24 protein-coding genes are annotated in these 19,750 nt (G+C 57.4%); 11 read left to right on the forward strand and 13 right to left on the reverse strand.

The features are described from left to right. The first annotated feature begins 246 nt into the window (after positions 1 to 246). Genes FW800_RS21855 through sctU form a run of 11 tightly spaced genes read left to right on the forward strand, consistent with a single transcriptional unit; the run spans position 247 to position 10,393 of the window. A complete protein-coding gene (locus FW800_RS21855; protein WP_078820226.1) occupies positions 247 to 1,311 on the forward strand; it encodes a TyeA family type III secretion system gatekeeper subunit in 1,065 nt (354 codons plus the stop codon). Beyond that, a complete protein-coding gene (gene sctV / locus FW800_RS21860) occupies positions 1,308 to 3,401 on the forward strand; it encodes a type III secretion system export apparatus subunit SctV (protein ID WP_446438456.1) in 2,094 nt (697 codons plus the stop codon). The genes FW800_RS21855 and sctV overlap by 4 nt, the downstream gene beginning before the upstream one ends. Positions 3,402 to 3,438: 37 nt before the next feature. Further along, the gene (locus FW800_RS21865) at positions 3,439 to 4,344 is read left to right on the forward strand and encodes an FHA domain-containing protein (RefSeq protein ID WP_032881120.1); all 906 of its coding nucleotides are present in this window, start codon (positions 3,439 to 3,441) and stop codon (positions 4,342 to 4,344) included. Further along, entirely contained in the window at positions 4,341 to 5,699 is a 1,359-nt protein-coding gene (locus FW800_RS21870) for a FliI/YscN family ATPase (RefSeq protein WP_005784571.1), read from the forward strand. Before FW800_RS21865 ends, FW800_RS21870 begins: the two co-directional genes overlap by 4 nt. After that, positions 5,686 to 6,114: a type III secretion system stalk subunit SctO gene (sctO, locus tag FW800_RS21875; protein ID WP_032878023.1), complete on the forward strand. Its 429-nt coding sequence runs from the start codon at positions 5,686 to 5,688 to the stop codon at positions 6,112 to 6,114. Before FW800_RS21870 ends, sctO begins: the two co-directional genes overlap by 14 nt. Then, positions 6,111 to 6,569: a type III secretion system HrpP C-terminal domain-containing protein gene (locus FW800_RS21880; protein ID WP_078820228.1), complete on the forward strand. Its 459-nt coding sequence runs from the start codon at positions 6,111 to 6,113 to the stop codon at positions 6,567 to 6,569. The genes sctO and FW800_RS21880 overlap by 4 nt, the downstream gene beginning before the upstream one ends. Continuing rightward, a complete protein-coding gene (locus FW800_RS21885; RefSeq protein ID WP_446438457.1) occupies positions 6,566 to 7,579 on the forward strand; it encodes a FliM/FliN family flagellar motor switch protein in 1,014 nt (337 codons plus the stop codon). Before FW800_RS21880 ends, FW800_RS21885 begins: the two co-directional genes overlap by 4 nt. Continuing rightward, positions 7,576 to 8,229 carry a type III secretion system export apparatus subunit SctR gene (sctR, locus tag FW800_RS21890; RefSeq protein ID WP_078820229.1) on the forward strand — a complete coding sequence of 218 codons (654 nt, stop codon included), beginning with the start codon at positions 7,576 to 7,578 and terminating at the stop codon, positions 8,227 to 8,229. The genes FW800_RS21885 and sctR overlap by 4 nt, the downstream gene beginning before the upstream one ends. A 7-nt stretch (positions 8,230 to 8,236) precedes the next feature. Then, positions 8,237 to 8,500, forward strand: coding sequence for a type III secretion system export apparatus subunit SctS (gene sctS / locus FW800_RS21895; RefSeq protein WP_014716816.1), 264 nt, complete (start codon positions 8,237 to 8,239; stop codon positions 8,498 to 8,500). Between the two features lie 10 nt (positions 8,501 to 8,510). Continuing rightward, complete coding sequence (sctT, locus tag FW800_RS21900; RefSeq protein WP_148853429.1) at positions 8,511 to 9,299, forward strand: type III secretion system export apparatus subunit SctT; 789 nt, start codon at positions 8,511 to 8,513, stop codon at positions 9,297 to 9,299. Next, positions 9,296 to 10,393 carry a type III secretion system export apparatus subunit SctU gene (gene sctU / locus FW800_RS21905; protein ID WP_032878016.1) on the forward strand — a complete coding sequence of 366 codons (1,098 nt, stop codon included), beginning with the start codon at positions 9,296 to 9,298 and terminating at the stop codon, positions 10,391 to 10,393. Before sctT ends, sctU begins: the two co-directional genes overlap by 4 nt. Here the strand turns inward: sctU and FW800_RS21910 are convergent, their stop codons facing one another. The 13 genes from FW800_RS21910 to pth all read right to left on the reverse strand — a co-directional run bounded on the left by FW800_RS21910 (position 10,394) and on the right by pth (position 19,646). Next, a complete protein-coding gene (locus FW800_RS21910) occupies positions 10,394 to 10,759 on the reverse strand; it encodes a transcriptional regulator (RefSeq protein WP_078820231.1) in 366 nt (121 codons plus the stop codon). Next, positions 10,756 to 10,959, reverse strand: a complete 204-nt coding sequence (gene hrpT, locus FW800_RS21915) for an HrpT family type III secretion system protein (RefSeq protein ID WP_078820232.1) — start codon at positions 10,957 to 10,959, stop codon at positions 10,756 to 10,758. Before hrpT ends, FW800_RS21910 begins: the two co-directional genes overlap by 4 nt. Then, positions 10,956 to 13,082 (reverse strand): type III secretion system outer membrane ring subunit SctC, encoded by a 2,127-nt coding sequence (gene sctC, locus FW800_RS21920; protein ID WP_032878014.1) that lies wholly within the window; start codon positions 13,080 to 13,082, stop codon positions 10,956 to 10,958. Before sctC ends, hrpT begins: the two co-directional genes overlap by 4 nt. 14 nt (positions 13,083 to 13,096) lie before the next feature. Continuing rightward, positions 13,097 to 13,489, reverse strand: a complete 393-nt coding sequence (locus FW800_RS21925; protein ID WP_446438458.1) for a type III secretion protein — start codon at positions 13,487 to 13,489, stop codon at positions 13,097 to 13,099. Continuing rightward, complete coding sequence (locus FW800_RS21930; RefSeq protein ID WP_032878012.1) at positions 13,490 to 13,705, reverse strand: hypothetical protein; 216 nt, start codon at positions 13,703 to 13,705, stop codon at positions 13,490 to 13,492. A gap of 88 nt (positions 13,706 to 13,793) precedes the next feature. Next, positions 13,794 to 14,387 carry a type III secretion system stator protein SctL gene (gene sctL, locus FW800_RS21935; RefSeq protein ID WP_446438459.1) on the reverse strand — a complete coding sequence of 198 codons (594 nt, stop codon included), beginning with the start codon at positions 14,385 to 14,387 and terminating at the stop codon, positions 13,794 to 13,796. Continuing rightward, positions 14,365 to 14,946: a type III secretion protein gene (locus tag FW800_RS21940; RefSeq protein ID WP_228309320.1), complete on the reverse strand. Its 582-nt coding sequence runs from the start codon at positions 14,944 to 14,946 to the stop codon at positions 14,365 to 14,367. Before FW800_RS21940 ends, sctL begins: the two co-directional genes overlap by 23 nt. 13 nt (positions 14,947 to 14,959) lie before the next feature. After that, a complete protein-coding gene (gene sctJ / locus FW800_RS21945) occupies positions 14,960 to 15,760 on the reverse strand; it encodes a type III secretion system inner membrane ring lipoprotein SctJ (protein ID WP_446438460.1) in 801 nt (266 codons plus the stop codon). A gap of 2 nt (positions 15,761 to 15,762) precedes the next feature. Further along, positions 15,763 to 16,134, reverse strand: a complete 372-nt coding sequence (locus tag FW800_RS21950) for a hypothetical protein (protein ID WP_032878008.1) — start codon at positions 16,132 to 16,134, stop codon at positions 15,763 to 15,765. Positions 16,135 to 16,252: 118 nt separating this feature from the next. After that, positions 16,253 to 16,450, reverse strand: coding sequence for a type III secretion protein (locus FW800_RS21955; RefSeq protein WP_081883306.1), 198 nt, complete (start codon positions 16,448 to 16,450; stop codon positions 16,253 to 16,255). 241 nt (positions 16,451 to 16,691) lie between these two features. Then, positions 16,692 to 17,615, reverse strand: coding sequence for a sigma 54-interacting transcriptional regulator (locus FW800_RS21960; RefSeq protein ID WP_032878007.1), 924 nt, complete (start codon positions 17,613 to 17,615; stop codon positions 16,692 to 16,694). A gap of 323 nt (positions 17,616 to 17,938) precedes the next feature. Beyond that, complete coding sequence (gene ychF / locus FW800_RS21965; RefSeq protein WP_005784608.1) at positions 17,939 to 19,039, reverse strand: redox-regulated ATPase YchF; 1,101 nt, start codon at positions 19,037 to 19,039, stop codon at positions 17,939 to 17,941. A 22-nt stretch (positions 19,040 to 19,061) separates the two neighbouring features. After that, positions 19,062 to 19,646, reverse strand: coding sequence for an aminoacyl-tRNA hydrolase (gene pth, locus FW800_RS21970; protein ID WP_005784610.1), 585 nt, complete (start codon positions 19,644 to 19,646; stop codon positions 19,062 to 19,064). Positions 19,647 to 19,750: the final 104 nt, after the last annotated feature.

The following is a 19,750-nucleotide window of genomic DNA, read 5'->3' on the forward strand; positions in this document are numbered from 1 at the left end:
AGACGCAGTCGAAACGTATCGACAGGAACCCGATTGCACTGCTTGTGCCAAACAGAAAAAATCACGTAACTACTTAATTTATATATATAAATATCTTGAATTGATGCTTTTTTACGCAGGCTTTTGCACGTGAGGATTAGAGGTCCGTGCAAGTATTTTCAAACGTGCCGTCGTCTCGAATTTCAATGGAACCGTATGGGGAGGCTTTGCCACACAGAGACACACTCTTCCTGAACTGGCCTGTCCATGAAAGTCGAATCGCGCAACGATGTGCCAACGGTCCAACGCCTGGATCAACCTGTTATCAGCAATACTGCCGTGCCTGCGCCTGCGAAGGGTGTTGATGAACTGGCCCAACTGTTCAATCAGGAAGTAGAGCTCAATAAACTTCCGCTGGCCCAGCGGCAGATGGCCCAGCGCGTGCCTGCTGCGGAACAACTGGTGCAGCTTTATGACCAGTTAGGGCATCCGGCCCAGGCGAGCATGGCCTCGGTTTCTCGCCGCATCAGGATGCAGTTACTGCAAAACGCCAGCGTCGACAAATTGCTCGACCTCACAGGCGGCGACCCGGCGCGTGCGTTCGTGGTCCTCAAGCACGTGGCAGGCCAGGCGGACGCTGAACTGCGTAAATCCGAGGCTGCCTTGGCCCGCGCAGCCATTGCCAAATTCGAGGCGCGTTTCAAGGGAGAAATCCAGGCTGGCCTGAACATTGCCGTAGCATTGCAAGCAGCCGGCGCGGACCCGCAGGAACGCCAGGCGCTCCGCGCGCTCTACTATGCCAGCGTGGTCACGCGCCAATCGCTGGCGACCATGATGCAAGCTCTGCTGGGCGTATACGGCGGCGAGCGCTTCTATGAAGGGCTCAATGTGATGCGTAAAGCCTTGGCAGACGATATCGCGGCCCGGGTGTCATCGATGCCCACCCCACTGTTGCGCTCTGTGCTGCTGGGCCTGCGAAGTTGCGGGCAGTTGGGCACCGTATTGGCCGATTGCCTGGCGTTCAACCTGCGACTGGGCATCGATCATGACGCCGTTTCCCTGCTGCAGCGCCTGCTTGGATACGCCGATAGCGGCATCGCCGCCGATGAAATCCTGCGGTTGGGGAATGAGATGGGGAGTGGATCACCCTCCAGGCAACTGGCCGCTCTCAACGCGCTTTACCCTCTTATCCGGCAGTTACCGTTGGCATTATGGTCTGACAGTAGAGTCCGCGAGGAAACCTTGTTCAGGTTTGTAGCGGTGATGGACGAGCTGAACCGGATCGACGGTGGTACCCAGCGTTTTCCTGAGTTGGCCGGGGTTATGACGTGACCCTGCTGTCGACCATCAACGGCTTGCTGCTCAAAGTGGCACAGCGCGCAGAAGTGCTGGGCGCCGTGGTGGTCATGGCCATTGTCTTTATCTTTATCGTGCCACTGCCGACCTGGCTGGTAGATATTCTGATTGCGCTCAATATCTGCATATCTTGCCTGTTGATCGTACTGGCGCTTTATCTACCAGGCCCTCTGGCGTTCTCATCGTTCCCATCGATCCTGTTGCTGACCACCATGTTTCGTTTGGCGCTGTCGATTGCGACCACGCGCTTGATCCTGCTGGAACAGGACGCCGGTGACATCGTCGAGGCCTTCGGCAATTTCGTGGTGGGGGGAAACCTGGCGGTAGGGATGGTGATCTTTCTGATCCTGACCCTGGTCAACTTCCTGGTGATCACCAAGGGCTCGGAGCGGGTCGCCGAGGTGGCGGCGCGGTTCAGCCTGGATGCGATGCCGGGCAAACAGATGTCTATCGATAGCGATCTGCGTGCAGGGCTGATTGACGGCATGCAAGCGAGGGACAAGCGTGAGCAGTTGTCGCGTGAGAGCCAACTGTTCGGGGCCATGGATGGGGCCATGAAGTTCGTCAAGGGCGACGCTATCGCCGGCTTGATCATCGTCGTGGTCAACCTGTTGGGCGGCTTCTCCACAGGAATGTTCCAGCACGGCTTGAGCGCAGGCGATTCGATGGCGTTGTATTCGGTACTGACGATCGGCGATGGCCTGATTGCACAGATTCCGGCGCTGCTGATCTCTTTGACTGCGGGCATGATCATCACCCGTGTTGCGCCGGATGGACGCAAAGGCGTCAGTAACATGGGCGTCGAAATTGCCCGGCAAATGACCAGCGAGCCCAAGAGTTGGGTGATAGCCTCGGTGGGAATGCTTGCGTTTGCCGCGGTCCCTGGCATGCCTACCCTGGTATTTATCCTGATCGCGCTGATCACCGGCAGCGTGGGTTACTACCTGGTGCGCCAGCGCCAACACCAGGCAGAGCCTTCCAACGAGGCCGCCGAAGTCGTTCGCCCTGAAGAGAACGGTAAAGAGGACTTGCGCGGCTTTGACCCGTCGCGCCCTTACCTGTTGCAGTTTTCCCCTGTTCTGCGTGGCACGCCTGAAGTGACGAATCTGATTCACGGGATTCGCCAGGCGCGAAATTCGCTGGTCGCCAATATTGGCCTGACATTGCCGCCGTTCGAAGTCGAGCTCGATGACTCCCTGGCCCCCGATGAGATGCGCTTTTGTGTGCATGAAGTCCCCATGGTCAGGGCGTCAGTGGTCAATCATATGGCCGTTGAGCGCATGGCGCTTGAGGTTGAGCCAGAGCACGCCATCGCCGGGTTGGCTGAGCGCGATGAACAGGATTGGCTCTGGTTGGCCCCTGACGATCCGCTGCTTGATGATCCGCAACTGGAGCGCTTCACCGCCACGAGCCTGATCCTGGAGCGTATGCGAAAGGCGATGATGCTCAGCGGGCCACAGTTCCTGGGGATTCAGGAGAGCAAGTCGATCCTGAGTTGGCTTGAGCATAATCAGCCGGAACTGGTGCAGGAACTGCAGCGCATCATGCCGCTGTCGCGTTTTTCTGCGGTGTTGCAGCGCCTGGCCAGTGAAGGTGTCCCCCTGCGGGCGGTGCGCCTGATTGTCGAATCGCTGATCGAGTACGGACAGCATGAGCGTGAGCCGGAAGCCCTGGCCGACTATGCACGCATTGCTCTCAAGGCGCAGATCTATCACCAGTACAGCGAGGCCGACGGCCTGCACGCCTGGCTGTTGTCTGCGCAAAGCGAAAACATCCTGCGCGAAGCCCTGCGCCAGACCCAGACCGGGGTGTTCTTTGCGTTGGACCAGGATCACAGCGCGGCGTTTATCAACCTGCTCAATCAGGCCTTTACCTTGAGGGCCAAGAGCAAAAGCGTGATGTTGGTGGCGCAGGACTTGCGCAGCCCCTTGCGGACTTTATTGCTCGAAGAGTTCAACCATGTACCGGTGCTGTCTTTCGCTGAGTTGGGGAGCACATCCAAGGTCAAGGTGTTGGGGCGCATTGACCTCGGTCAGGAAGCATTGATGCGTGGCGCAGCGGCATGATTTCGCAGCCATGGACAGTACGAAGGAGGGCTCGATGATGTATGAGTTACGCGTGCTTGATGGGCTGCGCCAGGGCGCTGCGTTGCCGTTGTTCGGCGAGCGATGGAGCATCGGTGCCCAGCCGGACGCTGACCTGGTGCTGAGCGATCCAGGGGTCGCCGAGCATCATGCCCTGCTGCAGTTTTGCGACGTTAACTGGTCGGTGCAGGCCCAGGCGCAGTTGGTGTACGGGGCTGATGGCCAGGCCCTGGCGCAGATCCCGAGCCTGGCGTTGAACGTGCCCTTTCTGGTGGGTAGCGTGAGATTGTGCGTCGCCTTGGCAGATCATCCATGGCCTGAGCCTGTGCCTGAGGCCCCGGTATCTGCGGCATTGCCATCACCGGAACAACCTGTGCAGACACTGCCGTTATCGTCGATATCACCCTCGCAGCAAAAGCGGTTGATCAGCCTGATGCTGGTGGTGGCGGTAGTCATCGCAGTGGTGGGCATGGTTTCGACAGGGGAGCATGACGCGCAGGCTTCCCTGATGCCATCGGTGATTGGCAAACACGAATTGGCCTCACCGTTTGATGTGCGTCAGCAGTTGTTGAAAATGCTCGGCGAGCGTGAGCTGAGCCAACGGATCGACCTGCAAGTCATCAACGGTCAAGTCGTGCTCAACGGCGATGTTTCCCAGGACGATGTGGAGCTGGTGTCGCGGATGCTCAGCCGCTTTGGTGAGCAATTCGACAGTATGGTGCCGGTGATCAGTCGTGTACGTGTGCGAGATGACGCCTTGCCGTTCAGGATCGTGCAAATTGTCGGCGGACCTAACGGTCATGTGGTTCTGGAAGAGGGTAGCCGGCTCTTTTTGGGGGATCAGGTGGACGGCTTGCGCCTGGTGCTGATCGACAACAGCAAAGTGGTTTTTGATGGCGCACAGCGTTACGAGGTGCACTGGTGAGTACCTCCGAGCAAGCGCGTCTGGACGCCTGGCAGCAACGCCAGGCCCAGGCGCTCGGCAGCTTTGCGCCGGTGTCCATGCGCGGGCGAATCCAGCGCGTCAACGGCATGCTGCTGCAGTGCCGGCTGCCTCAGGCGCGTATCGGTGATTTGTGCCAGGTGGAAAAAGGTCCGGGTGACTGCATGCTCGCTGAAATCATTGGTTTTGATCAGCAGGATGCGGTGCTCAGTGCCCTTGGGAACCTGGAAGGCGTGCGCGTGGGGGCGCCTGTCGAGCGCCTGGGCGTGTCGCATAGAGTGCAAGTCAGCGAGGCGCTCCTGGGCCAGGTTCTGGACGGTTTCGGAAGGCCGATTACGGGCCAGGGTGCCAGCGCATTTGTCGAATCCGAACTGCCGGATACCAGCCCGGTGTTATGTGAAGCGCCCTTGCCCACCGAGCGGCCGCGTATCAACCGTGCGCTGGCCACCGGGGTGCGGTCCATCGATGGATTGATGACGCTCGGTGAAGGCCAGCGTGTCGGTCTGTTCGCCGGGGCCGGTTGTGGCAAAACCACCTTGTTGGCCGAGATCGCCCGTAACGTCGAATGCGATGTCATCGTGTTCGGCTTGATCGGCGAGCGGGGGCGCGAGCTGCGTGAGTTTCTCGACCATGAACTCGATGAGCAACTGCGCTCTAAAGCGGTACTGGTGTGTGCCACGTCTGATCGCTCCAGCATGGAGCGTGCCCGCGCCGCTTTTACCGCCACGGCACTGGCTGAAGGTTTTCGGCGCAAGGGCCAGCGGGTGTTGCTGCTGATCGATTCCCTGACCCGTTTCGCCAGGGCCCAGCGTGAAATCGGCCTGGCTGCCGGCGAACCCCTGGGGCGCGGAGGCCTGCCGCCTTCGGTGTACAGCTTGCTGCCGCGCTTGGTGGAGCGCGCCGGGTTGACCCGTGACGGCGTGATCACAGCGATCTACACAGTGCTGATTGAGCAGGACTCCATGAACGATCCGGTGGCCGATGAAGTACGTTCATTGCTCGACGGCCATATCGTGCTGTCGCGCAAATTGGCTGAGCGTGGGCACTATCCGGCGGTGGATGTGTTGGCGAGCCTTTCACGAATATTGAGCAACGTTGCGGCGCCAGAGGATATTCAGGCGGGCACGGCGTTGCGACGGTTGTTATCGGCGTACCAGCAGATCGAGTTGATGCTCAAGCTGGGCGAGTACCAGCCTGGCAGCGATGCGTTGACGGACCTGGCCGTGAACAGTCGCCAGGCGGTGGACGGTTTCCTGCGCCAGGATTTGCGTGAGCCGACACCGATGGCCGTCACGCTGGAGCAACTCAAGGAGCTGACGACCTATGTCCCCTTCTGATGTGCTGCACGGTGAAGTGCAGATGCTGCGTTGCCTGCGCAGGCACAGGGCTGATCGTGCCGAACGTGCCCTGCGTGAGGCCAAGCGTGCGCAGCAGGCCCTGCTCGCGCATATCCAGCAGGCCCAGGATGCACTTGAACACACTCGGCAGGAGCAAGCCCGGCAAAGTGCTGAGTTGCTCAGTCAGCACCAGGGCCAGCTCTTGACCTTGGCGGGCCTGAAATCCTGGAACGCACAGGAGCGCTCCTTATCCGCCAGTACCCAGCGCGAAGAGGGGCAGCTTGAGGCGCTGCGCAACCAACGGCAAGAAAAGGAACACCACGTTGGCAGTGCCCAGAGGCAAGCCACCGAATGCCTGCGGCAGGTGGAAAAGTTACAGGAGCTATCACTTTTGCTTGCACAGGAGCCGACATGACCCAGGTTGCGAATAAACCCACCGAACGCCCCCCCCTGCGTGAGCCCCGCGAAGAGCGTGACTCGGGAGCAGCGGGCATGGTTGCGTGGGAACAAGGGCGACTGTTTACGCGGTTGTTTGCGGGTGATGGGGAGGGCGCAGGGACGAGCGCCTCCTTGTCGCGAAAAAAATCTGCGGCCGGTATTGCCATGATCGAGGCGCTGGCCGAACAACTGACGCCTCGTGTGTTGGCCGGTTCGCAGTGGCCGTTGCAGGCAGTGTTGTACTTGCCACGCCTGGGACGGATCAACGCCAGCGTGCGCCGAGAGCAGAGCGGCTGGGCCATTGAATTGGAAGCGGAACACGACGCCACGGCCCGCTGGCTCAGCGGCGTACGGCAACAGTGTGAGGACCGTTTTACGCAAGCGTTGGGTCTGCCGGTCAGCCTGCTTCTGCCAAGCGTCGGCAACCCATGATCGTACCGCTACTGACATTACCTTCGATCAAGAGCGACGGGGTTGCCGCGCGCCGCCAACTGGGCCGCGGCCTGTACCTGCCGTTCCATGTTGCGGGTCAGGCCGGTGAATTGCGGCTTGAGCCTGGACGTGCGCCTGTTGGCGGTGACGTGGTGTGCTTCGACACGCAGTGCGGTGTGCTGGCGCTCGCTAAGGCGGGGCCGTTGCTTAGCCTGCTGGGTGAATGTCCGGTGACCCTTGCAGGGGCCGACAACGAACCGGATTCCTGGTTCTGGACGTTGTTTCAGTATTACCTGAGCCCCGAAGTGCGAGCGCTGTTGGGTTATGTGCGATTGCTACACACCGGGCGACCAAAAGGCTTTGGCTGTCGCCTCACCGTGACCCTGGGGGCATCGTGGGTTGAGGGTTATGTGTGGTTGAGCCCCGAAAGCTTTTTGGCGTTGTACGAGGCGGGGGCCTGGCGGGCCACGGCTGCGCCGCTGCCGTTGTCGTTTCAACTGGCAATTGCCGTGACCCTTGGGCGGTTGCGGTTACCGATTGTACAGGCCGGCAGTCTGCGAGCTGGCGATGTGCTGGTGCTTGAACAGACCTTTTTTCAGGCCCGGGGCAGCGGCTATGTGTCGGTCGGCAGAGAGCGCCTGCATGGCGGCATTGACGATGACACAGGGTGGTTACGTTTCACTCTTACTTCTATCGAGGACGTGTCTGTGGACGAAGATTTAGATGTACCTCATCACGCGGGGCATGAAGACGATGAACCCGTAATGGACGTATTCGGCCCCGAGCCGTTCGATGAATTGAGCATGACGCTGAGCGTACGCTGCGGAACACTGAACCTGACCCTGGGGGAGTTGCGTAACCTCGTGCCCGGCTCGGTACTGGGCATTACCGGCTTCGCCCCAGGCATGGCGGGTCTGTTTTATGGCGATCGGCCCATCGGCCAGGGGCAGTTGGTGGAAGTTGACGGGCGCCTTGGGTTGCAGTTGTCCCGAGTGGTGTTCGGTCGATGATACTTCAAGGGCTGGACCCGATCGTCCTGGCGATATTTCTGGGCGCGCTGTCGTTGATGCCCATGCTGTTGGTGGTCTGCACAGCCTTCTTGAAAATCGTGATTGTGCTGATGATTACCCGCAATGCCATCGGCGTACAGCAAGTACCTCCGAGCATGGCCATCAACGGAATCGCTCTGGCGGCTACCTTGTTCATCATGGCGCCGGTGGGGTACGAAATCGCCGAGAATATCAAGGCGTCGCCTCTGGACATGAGCAACGTGCAAACGTTTCTGCATACCGGCAATGAGGCCATCAACCCCTTGCGTGCATTCATGTTGCGTAATGTGGACCCGGATGTGCTGACCCATCTGCTGGACAATACCGCACGTCTGTGGCCTGCGAAAATGGCTCAGGAGGTACAGCGTGAGGATCTTATCCTGCTGATCCCGGCCTTTGTGCTTTCGCAATTGCAGGCGGGGTTCGAGATCGGTTTCCTGATCTACATTCCCTTCATTGTGATCGACCTTATTGTTTCCAACCTGTTGCTGGCGTTGGGTATGCAGATGGTCTCGCCGATGACCATTTCCCTGCCGCTCAAGCTGCTGCTGTTTGTGCTGGTGTCTGGCTGGTCGCGGTTGCTCGACAGTCTGTTCCTTTCCTATCTCTGAGTGGCGTATGGAACCTATCGTGCTGTTCAAGCAGGGCATGTTGCTGGTGGTTGTACTGTCTGCACCGCCGCTGATCGTGGCGGTGGTGGTGGGGGTGCTGACCTCTTTGGTACAAGCGCTGATGCAGATCCAGGACCAGACATTACCCTTTGGTATCAAACTGGTGGCGGTGGGTGTCACATTGATCCTCACGGGCCGATGGATTGGCGTGGAGTTGATCCAGCTGATCAACCTGACGTTTGAAATGATCGGCCGTTCGGCCCTGAACTAAGGCGTTGCCTGTGCTGCTTTATCTTGAGTATCTCCCCAGCCTGTTGATCGGCATGGCGCGTATCTACCCCTGTGGCATCCTGGTAGCGGCGTTTTGTTTTCAACATGTGCGCGGCCTGCCCCGGCACACCATCGTGATGGTCATGGCGTTGTTGCCCGCTCCAGGTATTCATGCTGCTTTGGCAGGGCAGGACTATTCAGCATTGATGCTCGGTGCGCTGATGCTCAAGGAGGTAGCGTTGGGGTTGCTGCTGGGGGTGTTGTTGGCGATGCCGTTCTGGATGTTCGAGTCGGTGGGAGCGCTGCTGGACAACCAGCGTGGAGCCTTGGCCGGTGGCCAACTTAACCCGTCACTGGGGCCGGACGCGACGCCGATCGGGCACATGTTCAAGCAACTGGCGATTTACTTGCTGATGGCCATGCTGGGGTTGGGCGCGCTCACCCAGGTGATCTGGGACAGTTACCTGATCTGGCCACCCACCGTGTGGTTTCCGCTTCCAGCAGCTAATGGCATGAGCGTATTTGTTGGGCTGCTCAGTGACACATTCATGCACATGATGCTTTATGCCGCGCCCTTTATTGCCGTGCTGTTGCTGTTGGAGTTCGGTATCGCGTTACTGGGGGTCTACAGCCAGCAATTGCAAGTGAGTACCTTGGCGCCGCCGGTCAAGTGCCTGGCGGGAATCGGTATTTTGTTGCTGTACTTCGCACTGTTACAGGATCTTATTGTCGGGCGTATGAGTCAGTTGGGTGACCTTAAGCACTACCTGGGGCTTTTGTTCAAGGTCTCGGCGCCGTGAGTGATTCGGGGGAAAAAAAGCACCCGGCGTCCGCCAAGAAGCTGCGTGACCAACGTAAGAAAGGTCAGGTTGCGCAGAGCCAGGATGTGAGCAAGCTGCTGGCGCTGACGGCTATCAGTGAGGTCGCTTTGTTCACTGCCGAAACCAGCTTGCAGCGCTTTCAGCAACTGCTGGTGTTGCCGATATCACGCTTGGGCCAGCCGTTTGCGCGGGTGCTGGAAGAAGTGCTGGTGGAGGGCCTGGTGATGTTTTTCTCGTTCTCTCTGTTGATGGCCGGGCTTGCGATTGCCGCGAAGCTGATTGCCAGTTGGATGCAGTTCGGCCTGCTGTTCGCGCCGGACACGCTGAAGATGGATTTCAATCGCCTCAACCCTATCAGCCAGATCAAGCAGATGTTCTCTGCCCAGTCGTTAATGAATCTGCTGATGAGCATCGCCAAGGCGTTCCTACTGGGCCTGATTGTGTACGTGGTGGTCTGGCCCGCGTTGGGGGCGTTGATTAACCTTGCCAACAGCGACCTGCAGAGTTATCTGCTGGCGCTGATCGCGTTGTTCCGTCACCTGCTGCATGCCTGCCTGGGGCTGTTGCTGGTGTTGGCGCTGATTGATCTGACTTTGCAAAAGCACTTCTTCGCCAAGCGTATGCGCATGACACAGGTTGAGGTCGTCAAAGAGTACAAGGACATGGAGGGCGACCCGCATGTGAAAGGCCAGCGCCGCCAGTTGGCGCAGGAATTGGCGCAAGAGGAGCCGAAGGTCAAGCTGCCCAAGCTGGAAGAAGCCGACATGTTGGTGGTCAACCCGACGCACTTTGCAGTCGCGCTGTACTACCGCCCAGGCGAGACGCCTTTGCCCCTGCTGATCAGCAAGGGCACGGACGACGAAGCGCGAAAACTGATCGCGCGCGCAAAGGTCGCCGAGGTCCCGGTGATTCAATGTGTGTGGCTGGCCCGCACGATCTATACCAAGCAGCTGGGTGCAAGCATTCCTCGCGAGACCTTGCAGGCCGTAGCGTTGATCTACCGCACCTTGCGCGAGCTGGATGACGAAGCCAAGCGCGAAACGCTGGAATTGCCTGAGCTTGATCAGCGCTGATCAGCGACTGGAGCCTGGGTCCAGAGCGCTGAGATTGGCTAGCGAGAGCATCCTGCTGAGGATCCTGCCCGGATTGCAGTGGGAGGTGGGCAATGCGTGCCAGATCACCAAGGCGCCCTGGGTATCGAGATAGATAAAACAGCCATCAAACACCTGTGCCTGCTCAAAGCGGCGCTGCAATACGCGTTGTAGTTGCCCGGCTTGCAACGCTTCGCGAATGATGTGCAAGGCCAGTCCAGGGTGATTACCCGCGTTGAGCGCGCGCACCTCGATGCCCCGAGTGAGAACCTGGTGAGTGGCAGCGCCGCTCACCAGGTTCTCCAGAAATACCTGGCGTGGTTCGTCGGGTATTTCCTTGATGCTCATCGTTCCAGCGATATCGTCTGGTAATCCGCTCGCTCCCCGGAAGGGCCGGGCTCGACGCGCATGTGAGATGGCCACCAGATCACCATCTTTTGTGCGGTCGATTGGGGACGTGAGCAGGAGTCGCCTTTGCACGTGGGGGTGCAAGCGCTGACAAGCAGCGCCGCACCGATCAGAGTGACGCACAACAATTGATGTTTCATGGGCGAACCTTTTGAGATGGCGTAATCAAGGTGGGGCGCGGTACGCTGAGGTGTTCATCCTTCACCACCGGACGCATGGCAATAAATACCTCGGCTTCCTCTCCCGGTTTCAACCAGGCGTGTGGCCACACGGTGACGGCAAGCGTTTGCGAGTTGCTGCATTCTTTTTCATCGATGCGCACATTGCGGTTGAACTGGTTGCGTAGTACTACGACTGCAACGTTGTACTCAGGGCCTGCATACCATTGGCTGCGCTCGGTACTCAGTGCGAGCAGGTCGCGGGTGCTGCACAGCGTGTTCAACCCCACGGGCATTGGCGCCAACTTGAAGGCCTTGGGCACTTGCCCAGTCACCAGGTGCGCCAGGGTACTGATCACGTCGCTACGCTTGATCACCGGCTGGTGAGGGGCGTTACGCCTGGCCAGCGGTGCCAGCGCCGCCTGCAATTGGGCCTGATCTGCCTGGGGTAAATAGCGAGACGGATCGGCCTGGTCGCCGATGACGCGCGGCGTGATGATAAACAGGCGTTCACGCCGATTGTTCTGCCTTTCGCTGGAAGAGAACAGCGCCTTGCCCAGCAGCGGGATATCACCCAGCAGTGGCACCTTGCTTTGCCTGTCGGTGCTTTCCGTGACGTGGAAGCCGCCTACAACCATAGAGCGCTTTTCCGCCATGACGGCCTGGGTGCTGACGTTACCGCGGCGAACATCCAGGTCCCTGAGGTTACGGTTGGGGTTGGATTCGTCGAACGTGCCGTCCTCGATATCCACGACCAAGTGAATCTGATGGCTGCCGCGGCTGGTGATGACGCGGGGTATGACCTGAACGCTGGTCCCCACGGTGACCGGCAAGATGGTTGCGTTCTGCCGACCAGGTGTCAGGTATTGAGTGCGGTTGAAGTCGATCACCGCCGGCTGGTTTTCCAGGGTGAGCACGGACGGGTTGGAAACCATCGTCGCCAGCCCCTTGGCTTCCAGGGCGCGTATGTCGGCATAGAACCGTTCGCGATTCTCAAGCGACAACTGTTGGGATGACGAACCTGCACGGAACCGGCTGTTCTGAAACCCCCAGTTCACGCCGAACTCATCCAACTGCGTACGCTCGATATCCAGAATGATCGTGTCGATCTCCACCAGTTTGCGCGCCACATCGAGTTGAGCGATCAACTCGCGGTACATGGCCTGGCGCTCTGGCAGGTCATAGATCAGGACTGCGTTATTGCGAATGTCGGCTTCGACGCGAATCCGGCTGCTGGGTATCGGTGCACGCGGGGGGAGTGTGGCGCCAATATCCAATGGCATGGTGTTGCTGTTTGTACCGAGTATCTGCCCCAGCATGGGATTGCTCAAGCGGGGAACATTCGGCGCAATAGGCGAGGGCTGTGAGGAAGGGCGCTGGCTCAGCACCGAGGAGATCGGATTTGAACGGGGCTCCAGCAGCCCTTGCACAATGCTGGAAACACCGGCAATGGTCAGCTTCTGGCCGCGGTAATCCACTTGACGATCAGCGGCATTGGCGAACTTCAGCGGGAAGCTCAGCACCGTCTGTTTTTCATCCACGGTGCGGCGTTGGCTGCTGAACTGCTTGATTTGTTCGATATAGCGCCGAGGTCCGGAGACGAGCACGACGCCATCCTCGGGCAACTCACCCCAGCCGAAGCGACTATCGAGCAGGCCAATATCAGTGAGGGCCTGCTTGAGGTCGGCAATGGTCTCAGAGGAAACCTCCAGGCGCGCGGACTCCTGCTGGTCCAGGGTGCTGATGTAGAGTGTGTTGTTGTACAGATACCATTGGAAGCGATGTTCTACTCCCAGCCGGTCGAGCAAGGATTGTGGGGTATTGGCGCGTATCTTGCCGTTGACGGTGCCCTCCAGCAGGCCCTCGATTTGCAGTTGCGTACCGAAGGTTTGGGCGAAGTCGTCGAGCACGTCCCGAACTGGCTTATGCTCGGCTTCATAAGCGTAGGCGGTGTTCTTCCATTCGGCGGGGATCGCCGCCACCGCGCTTTGAGTTGAAACCAGCAGCCAGGAAAACAGGAACACATTCCGCCAATGGGCTCTTTTGAATGAAGCATCAGGCGAGTCAAGGCACAAGCGGCCGCCCTTATGGGTCTTGTTAGGCATAGACAGTTCTCTGATTAGTACGCGCGTGAACGTAGCGGGGTGGGTTTGAGGTTTTGGGCTGGACGAGCAAGACGCGCAACGATGGCGCGCCATGTGTCACGTTGGTTCAGCAGGGTCTCGAGGCAATTCAGTACGTGGGCTTCACCACGGTCGGTGCGCAGACGTTGAATCAGCCATAGCGCACCTGTGTCAGCTTTTTGAGCCAATGCACCCTGAAAATGGTTCAAGCTGGCAGCACCCAGGCGCAGCCAGCCTTGCAAGGCTGAGTTATCTGTCACCGCTGAGGTCAGTTGAACACCCAATAAAACGGCGTCGCCCTGACGTCGCAAGGTGACTTCGTCGTCACCTTCAAATATGGCGATTTTTTCCTCCCTGCCGCTCAACCAGTCACCCACGAACGCTTTCATTTACTGAAAACTTTCAATGGTTGTTTTGAGCATCTGATTGACTGTTTTACCGTGCTCACTATAAAGCGCAAAGGTGACCTCTCTGCGCGTTACTAAATTGTGAAACCGCTCGCTGTCTTCGGCCGCCAGACTTTCTTCAAAGCCGGACTTGAACTCTTTGTATGTAGAAGTTTTATTTCTGGCAATCGAATGAGTCAGCTCTTTGAAAAAATCCATGATTTCCCTCTGATAGCTATGTTGATGGGTGAATTTAAACAGTTAGTTCTGAGTGGAGAATATAAATAAAGTCTCTGTGCTCGTAGGATTAGATCTCGATCGAGTACTCTTTGCCCTGATTGAAAAAAGTGTCGAGCATGGCATTCCAGCTGATACGGAAGTCCCCCTCATCTGTTTTCAATACGAGTGTTTGAGGATGAACCGTGTCGTCGGCGTTTAACTTCCAGAATCTGCTCTTGTGACGGGCAAGGCCCTGCCTTATCTCCTCAAGATCATGGGGATGACAGAGCAACGTCGCACTGACTTCCTGAACTTGGCTATCCAGCAATTTTTTCAACAGCGCTGCGAGCCGTTGCGGGGCAGTTGTCTCGTCGAGCAGACAGCGAATGGCTTGGTTGGTGATGGCGGTCGCGTAGTGTTCAAGGTTGTCGCACATCGATTGACGTTCGCGTTCCCATTGCTTGAGTTGAGCGTCGGCGCGTTGCCAGATTTCCAGTGAGGCTTGTTCAAGCATGGCCTCGCATTTTTTTTCGGTCATACGTATCAATTCGTCGGCCTGGGCATTGGCGTGGCTCAAGAGATGGTTGGCCTGTTCCCAATTGGCTAGCTCTTCGCGCGGGATAAGGTTGGCTCGCGTGCCGGACGCGTCCTTGCGTAACTCAATAGTATGTCGGCATAACATCGCTGCTTTCCTCATCCTTGCGAGACAGGGGCATGTTGTCGCTCGCCATGCTTGCGACGCGCCAGACGACGGCCTGCCAGAGGGTGTTCAATCGGCTGCTCGCACTTTCGAGTGGGGCGTCTGCTGTTTCAGCCTCGCTCACACGTGTACGGGGGAAACGCAATCGAAGGCGCTGCCAGGTAGCGGGCTCAACCCAGCTATGAAGTAGTCGCAGCGGATCGGAATGTGGGGGCAGCATGGAAGGGTGCAGCGCCATGGAGAGGCGCATGCACCACTCATGATGATCTTCACTCAAGGGTGATGCTGCCTGGGGATTGAACGTGTGGTTGGCCAATGCCAGCGCCAGGTTGAGTTGGTCCGTGGAGGCCAGGGCCAACCGAAGCACAGTGGCATGAGGTGCAGCCGGCAAGCAGGCGACAAAACCCGTAAGGTCTTCTGGCGCTGACCGACCGCTATAAAAAAGCCTTTCAATCGCACGATACTTGTCGCCTCTCCAGTCTTCGTGGGCCTGTTTCCAGGGAAAAGCCCACCATTGAGCCCAGGCCAGTTGCTCACGCATCAGATGATCGGGTCTAGGTGCCATGCGTTGGCCCCGTTGAGTTTCCTGTAAGCGCGGGCTCCAGATGAGGACGCTTGCGCCGCGCTTGCAGGAAGATCATGGCTGCCACGGTCGAAGCCAGACCGAGCAGCAAGATCATGATGCTGGATCGCCAGAATCCGAGATCGTCGCCGGGCACCAGGAAGGGGCCGAAATACACCAGGCGTTGTTGTTCCTGATAAGTGGAGGCCGGTACAAACACCACGGTGAGTTTTTGCGGGTTATCCACTGCGGTGGTCATCCCCGGGATACTGCTCGCCACCATTCTGCGGACCCGGGCGCGAATGTTGTCGGGGTCCAGGCGTGGATCATGCTTGATGAATACGGAAGCGGATGCGGGTTGGACCGGCTCTCCTGGCGCTATGCGTTCAGGCAATACCACATGCACACGTGCGACGATCACGCCGTCGATCTTGGATAACGTGGTTTCAAGCTCTTGAGATAAGGCATAGATGTAGCGGGCACGCTCTTCCAGAGGGGTGGAAATTACCCCTTCCTTGCGAAAGGTATCCCCCATAGTGGTCCGGGCGAGCCGGGGAAGGCCGGCGGCTTCCAAGGTACGTACGGCGCGCCCGATGTCGCTTGTATTAACCGTTACGACGACCCCGTCTTTGGCCGGTACCTTTTGCGCGCGAATATGTTTATCAGCCAATTCGGCTACAACCTCATTGGCTTCTTGTTCGGACAGTTGGCGATGCAGTTCTACCCGGTCACCACATCCGCTCAATATAAAAGTCATACTCAAAACTAAAGCGACAAGCAGAGAGTTATTCATGCTCAAGACTGCATGTTGCTGATCTTGTCAATGCACTGCGTTGTCTTGGCAAGACATTTCACCATCAGTTGTGTTGTAAGTTGCGCGTTATGTAACTCGCGTGGGTAATTTCCTATGGCCTCAACATCAATCCCCTTTTTGGTTGAGCGGATTATTTTTGCGAAGCCATCTCTTGAGTTGCTCAGGTGCTTTGATGCTTCTGTCAAAAGGAGTGAGCCTTCAGGCTTGGCAGAGATTGTGCTTGTGGGATGGGAACCTTCGAACAGTGACGTGAAAAAACTAACGTCCGTACCGCCTGCCGATTGTTCCTGTGGCTTACGGTCGTGTTCGGTATTGCTGCTTTTCTGTGAAAAGCGGTCGTTTATTATTTGCATGGAGTGTCTACTCATTCAGGGTGGACAGCGGCTCTAGAGCACTAAAATGGTCTGTCGGGCCGGTTGGATGATTACCTTTCGGGCTGCAAAGCCTGAAAGGTAATCGATCACCTCGCGATTATTGGCCTGAGCCCGACCGGATCAGTGCTTGAATATTTTTTACTTCAGCACTCTTCCAGCCATTTTTTATTGCATCAGCCTTCATTTTCTCGAAGATAGCTTCGGCTGAGCCCTCGTTCGCGCCTCCAACTCCATCCATACTCCCTGAATATGTCTGCGGTATAGAGCCTGTACCACTTCCTGCGCCAACATTCATATAGAAATCCTACTATGGGTTTTTTGGGTCTTTATTTTTCCATCGGTCAAATCACGGCAGCATCTACGTGTTACAGAGATTTGCTTCTGGCAACAACTGTGTGGCCCGTATTAGTAATGCGTTCCAGATGTTTCCAGGTCGCGATGTAACTAATTGTTTTCTTGAGTGGTTGTTTGATCAGGTCTTTGGCGATACAGGGTTTTTATGGCCTGCTTGTTAGCTGTGAGAGGAATGATTGAGCTTATGCCAGTGATATCTTCAAGTGTTTCATCCTGTAATACAGCGTGCGCTTAGCGACCCCCAGTTCAATTGCTACGGTATCTACACAGTGGTGGTGGCGGTACATGGATTCTTCAATCAATGCTTTTTCAATTTGTTGGAGGCGTGTCTTCAGGTCCGTCTGAAGTGGTTGCTGTCTGCAGGCGGGAGTTGAGAGCGGCGGGAGGCCCAAGACGAACCGTTTCGCCGTCGAACGTAGTTCGCGCACATTACCCAGCCAGGAGTGACAGAGCAGTTGATGCAGCAGGCTGTCAGGAGGCGATGGGGCACTGCATTTGAACTGCTCCGCTTCTTCCTGAACCATTTCCAGAAACAACGGGATGATGCGTTCGCGCCGATCTCGCAGGGCGGGGAGCTCGATGTTGACCACATTCAAACGAAAGTAGAGGTCACGCCTGAAGGCGCCTTGTTCGACCATGATTTGCAGCGACTGCTGGGCTGATGCGATGACGCGCATGTCCACGGAGATCAGCCGAGTCGAGCCCAGGCGTTCCACCCCACGGCACTCCAGCACGCGCAGGAGCTTGGCTTGCAGGTTCAGGGGCATGCTGTCGATCTCATCCAGGTATAGGGTACCCAGGTGGGCTGCTTCGACGAATCCAGCCCTTGATTGTATTGCCCCTGTATAAGCCCCGCTGTTGACACCGAACAACTGGCTTTCCGCGAGGCTTTCTGGGATTGCCGCACAGTTCACGGCAACAAAATTACCGCGTCGCCCCGATAAACGATGAATCCGCTGTGCAAGAGTGTCTTTTCCGGTGCCGGTTTCTCCCAGCAACAGAATGTCAACGTTGAGCGCGGCAGTGTTGTTAAGCGTGGTTTCAATTTCCGGACCTTCGATGAGTGAAACGTCTGTTTTATTATCCTTCTGGACGTAGGTCGACATGAATTGATACTCCCTGTTCGCTATTACTTCACTGTTGCAAATACGGTGTGCAAGCGCCATTTCAGTAGAGCGTAGATTATAAAAGTTGTCACTCGGTGTAGAGAGGTTTAAGCGGAGGAGTGATGTAGGAAAATGATGGTAAGTTAAGGCTTGTTGGTCGCAGGAATAAGTGCGGGGTTAATCGGTCGATTGGTAAGTAGGAATATTCTGAGAGTCTGTTTTTTTTGGGGATACAAGTCTTTTTTCATAAGCGCTCGCCCACAAAAAAGCCGATGCAATGCATCGGCTTTTTCTGGTCCCGCAGTCAATACCGCGGATGGTACTTACACGTTAAAACGGAAGTGCATTACATCGCCATCCTTGACGACGTATTCCTTGCCTTCCAGGCGCCATTTACCGGCTTCCTTGGTACCGGCTTCACCCTTGTACTGAATGAAGTCGTTGTAGGCGATCACTTCGGCGCGGATGAAGCCCTTTTCGAAGTCGGTGTGGATCACGCCGGCAGCTTGTGGCGCGGTAGCGCCAACCTTGACGGTCCAGGCGCGAACTTCTTCGACACCGGCGGTGAAGTAGGTCTGCAGGTTGAGCATCTCGTAGCCGGCGCGGATCACACGGTTCAGGCCAGGCTCTTCAAGGCCCAGGGCCTCAAGAAACATATCTTTTTCTTCGCCGTCATCGAGCTCGGCGATTTCAGCTTCGATCTTGTTGCATACCGGAACAACAATGGCGCCTTCTTCCTCGGCAATGGCCTTGACCACGTCGAGCAGCGGGTTGTTCTCGAAGCCGTCTTCTGCGACGTTGGCGATGTACATCACAGGCTTGGTGGTCAGCAGGTGGAAGCCCTTGATCACAGCCTTCTCATCGGTGCCCATGCTCTTCATCAGGCTGCGTGCCGGCTTGCCTTCGGTGAAGTGAGCGATCAACTGCTCCAGCAGGCCTTTCTGGACCACTGCGTCCTTGTCTCCGCCTTTGGCGTTACGCGCGACTTTCTGCAGTTGCTTTTCGCAGCTGTCGAGGTCGGCGAAGATCAGTTCCAGGTCAATGATTTCGATGTCGCGCTTGGGGTCGACGCTGTTGGAGACGTGGATCACGTTCTCGTCTTCAAAGCAGCGGACCACATGGGCAATGGCATCGGTTTCACGGATGTTGGCCAGGAACTTGTTGCCCAGGCCTTCGCCTTTGGATGCGCCAGCGACCAGGCCCGCGATGTCGACGAATTCCATGGTGGTCGGCAGGATGCGCTTGGGGTTGACGATCGCTGCCAGTGCCTCCAGGCGTGGGTCCGGCATCGGCACGATGCCGCTGTTGGGTTCGATGGTGCAGAAGGGGAAGTTCTCCGCCGCAATACCGGACTTGGTCAGGGCGTTGAACAGGGTGGATTTGCCGACGTTGGGCAGGCCGACGATGCCGCAATTGAATCCCATGGTGTTTCCCCTCGGGTAAAAGTCAGGCCTTCTGGCTGTGCAGGTTTTTCATCGCGCGGTTCCATTCCCCGGCGAAGATATCCGGCAGCACGCCGAGGGCAAAATCGATGCTGGCATCGAGTTTTTCCTGTTCGGCGCGTGGCGCACGACCCAGGACGAAATTTGAAACCATACTGGCAACGCCTGGGTGGCCAATGCCGAGCCGCAGACGGTAAAAGGTATTCTGATTGCCCAGCTGCGCGATGATGTCGCGCAGGCCATTGTGCCCGCCGTGTCCGCCGCCTTGCTTGAGCTTGGCAACGCCGGGTGGCAGGTCCAGTTCGTCATGGGCCACCAGGATTTCTTCGGGTTTGATCCGGAAGAAGCCCGCAAGCGCCGCGACAGCCTGGCCGCTGCGGTTCATGTAGGTGGTGGGAATCAGTAGACGAATATCCTGACCCTGGTGCGAAAAGCGCCCGGTCAGGCCGAAATATTTGCGATCGGCCACAAGGTTGATGCCTTGGGCATGGGCGATGCGCTCAACAAAAAGGGCCCCCGCGTTATGCCGGGTCTGTTCGTATTCGGCGCCTGGATTTCCCAGGCCAACGATCAGTTTAATGGCAGTCACGACAGGGGCCCTTCCTTTGGAGTTGTGGATAACATCGCTACACCAGCGTGCGGCGAAAGTGGACGACAGGAGCTCACTTATCCAGAGATAAACTTCGCGTTGTT

Source organism: Pseudomonas sp. 910_23 (assembly GCF_052850795.1).

Bases quoted from the DNA above. Each gene is read 5' to 3' on its own strand.
- FW800_RS21855 (WP_078820226.1), top strand. From the start codon at position 247: ATGAAAGTCGAATCGCGCAACGATGTGCCAACGGTCCAACGCCTGGAT.
- FW800_RS21865 (WP_032881120.1), top strand. From the start codon at position 3,439: ATGTATGAGTTACGCGTGCTTGATGGGCTGCGCCAGGGCGCTGCGTTG.
- sctO (WP_032878023.1), top strand. From the start codon at position 5,686: ATGTCCCCTTCTGATGTGCTGCACGGTGAAGTGCAGATGCTGCGTTGC.
- FW800_RS21880 (WP_078820228.1), top strand. From the start codon at position 6,111: ATGACCCAGGTTGCGAATAAACCCACCGAACGCCCCCCCCTGCGTGAG.
- FW800_RS21885 (WP_446438457.1), top strand. From the start codon at position 6,566: ATGATCGTACCGCTACTGACATTACCTTCGATCAAGAGCGACGGGGTT.
- sctR (WP_078820229.1), top strand. From the start codon at position 7,576: ATGATACTTCAAGGGCTGGACCCGATCGTCCTGGCGATATTTCTGGGC.
- sctS (WP_014716816.1), top strand. From the start codon at position 8,237: ATGGAACCTATCGTGCTGTTCAAGCAGGGCATGTTGCTGGTGGTTGTA.
- FW800_RS21910 (WP_078820231.1), bottom strand. From the start codon at position 10,759: ATGAGCATCAAGGAAATACCCGACGAACCACGCCAGGTATTTCTGGAG.
- hrpT (WP_078820232.1), bottom strand. From the start codon at position 10,959: ATGAAACATCAATTGTTGTGCGTCACTCTGATCGGTGCGGCGCTGCTT.
- sctC (WP_032878014.1), bottom strand. From the start codon at position 13,082: ATGCCTAACAAGACCCATAAGGGCGGCCGCTTGTGCCTTGACTCGCCT.
- FW800_RS21925 (WP_446438458.1), bottom strand. From the start codon at position 13,489: ATGAAAGCGTTCGTGGGTGACTGGTTGAGCGGCAGGGAGGAAAAAATC.
- FW800_RS21930 (WP_032878012.1), bottom strand. From the start codon at position 13,705: ATGGATTTTTTCAAAGAGCTGACTCATTCGATTGCCAGAAATAAAACT.
- sctL (WP_446438459.1), bottom strand. From the start codon at position 14,387: ATGTTATGCCGACATACTATTGAGTTACGCAAGGACGCGTCCGGCACG.
- FW800_RS21940 (WP_228309320.1), bottom strand. From the start codon at position 14,946: ATGCGTGAGCAACTGGCCTGGGCTCAATGGTGGGCTTTTCCCTGGAAA.
- sctJ (WP_446438460.1), bottom strand. From the start codon at position 15,760: ATGAATAACTCTCTGCTTGTCGCTTTAGTTTTGAGTATGACTTTTATA.
- FW800_RS21950 (WP_032878008.1), bottom strand. From the start codon at position 16,134: ATGCAAATAATAAACGACCGCTTTTCACAGAAAAGCAGCAATACCGAA.
- FW800_RS21955 (WP_081883306.1), bottom strand. From the start codon at position 16,450: ATGAATGTTGGCGCAGGAAGTGGTACAGGCTCTATACCGCAGACATAT.
- FW800_RS21960 (WP_032878007.1), bottom strand. From the start codon at position 17,615: ATGTCGACCTACGTCCAGAAGGATAATAAAACAGACGTTTCACTCATC.
- ychF (WP_005784608.1), bottom strand. From the start codon at position 19,039: ATGGGATTCAATTGCGGCATCGTCGGCCTGCCCAACGTCGGCAAATCC.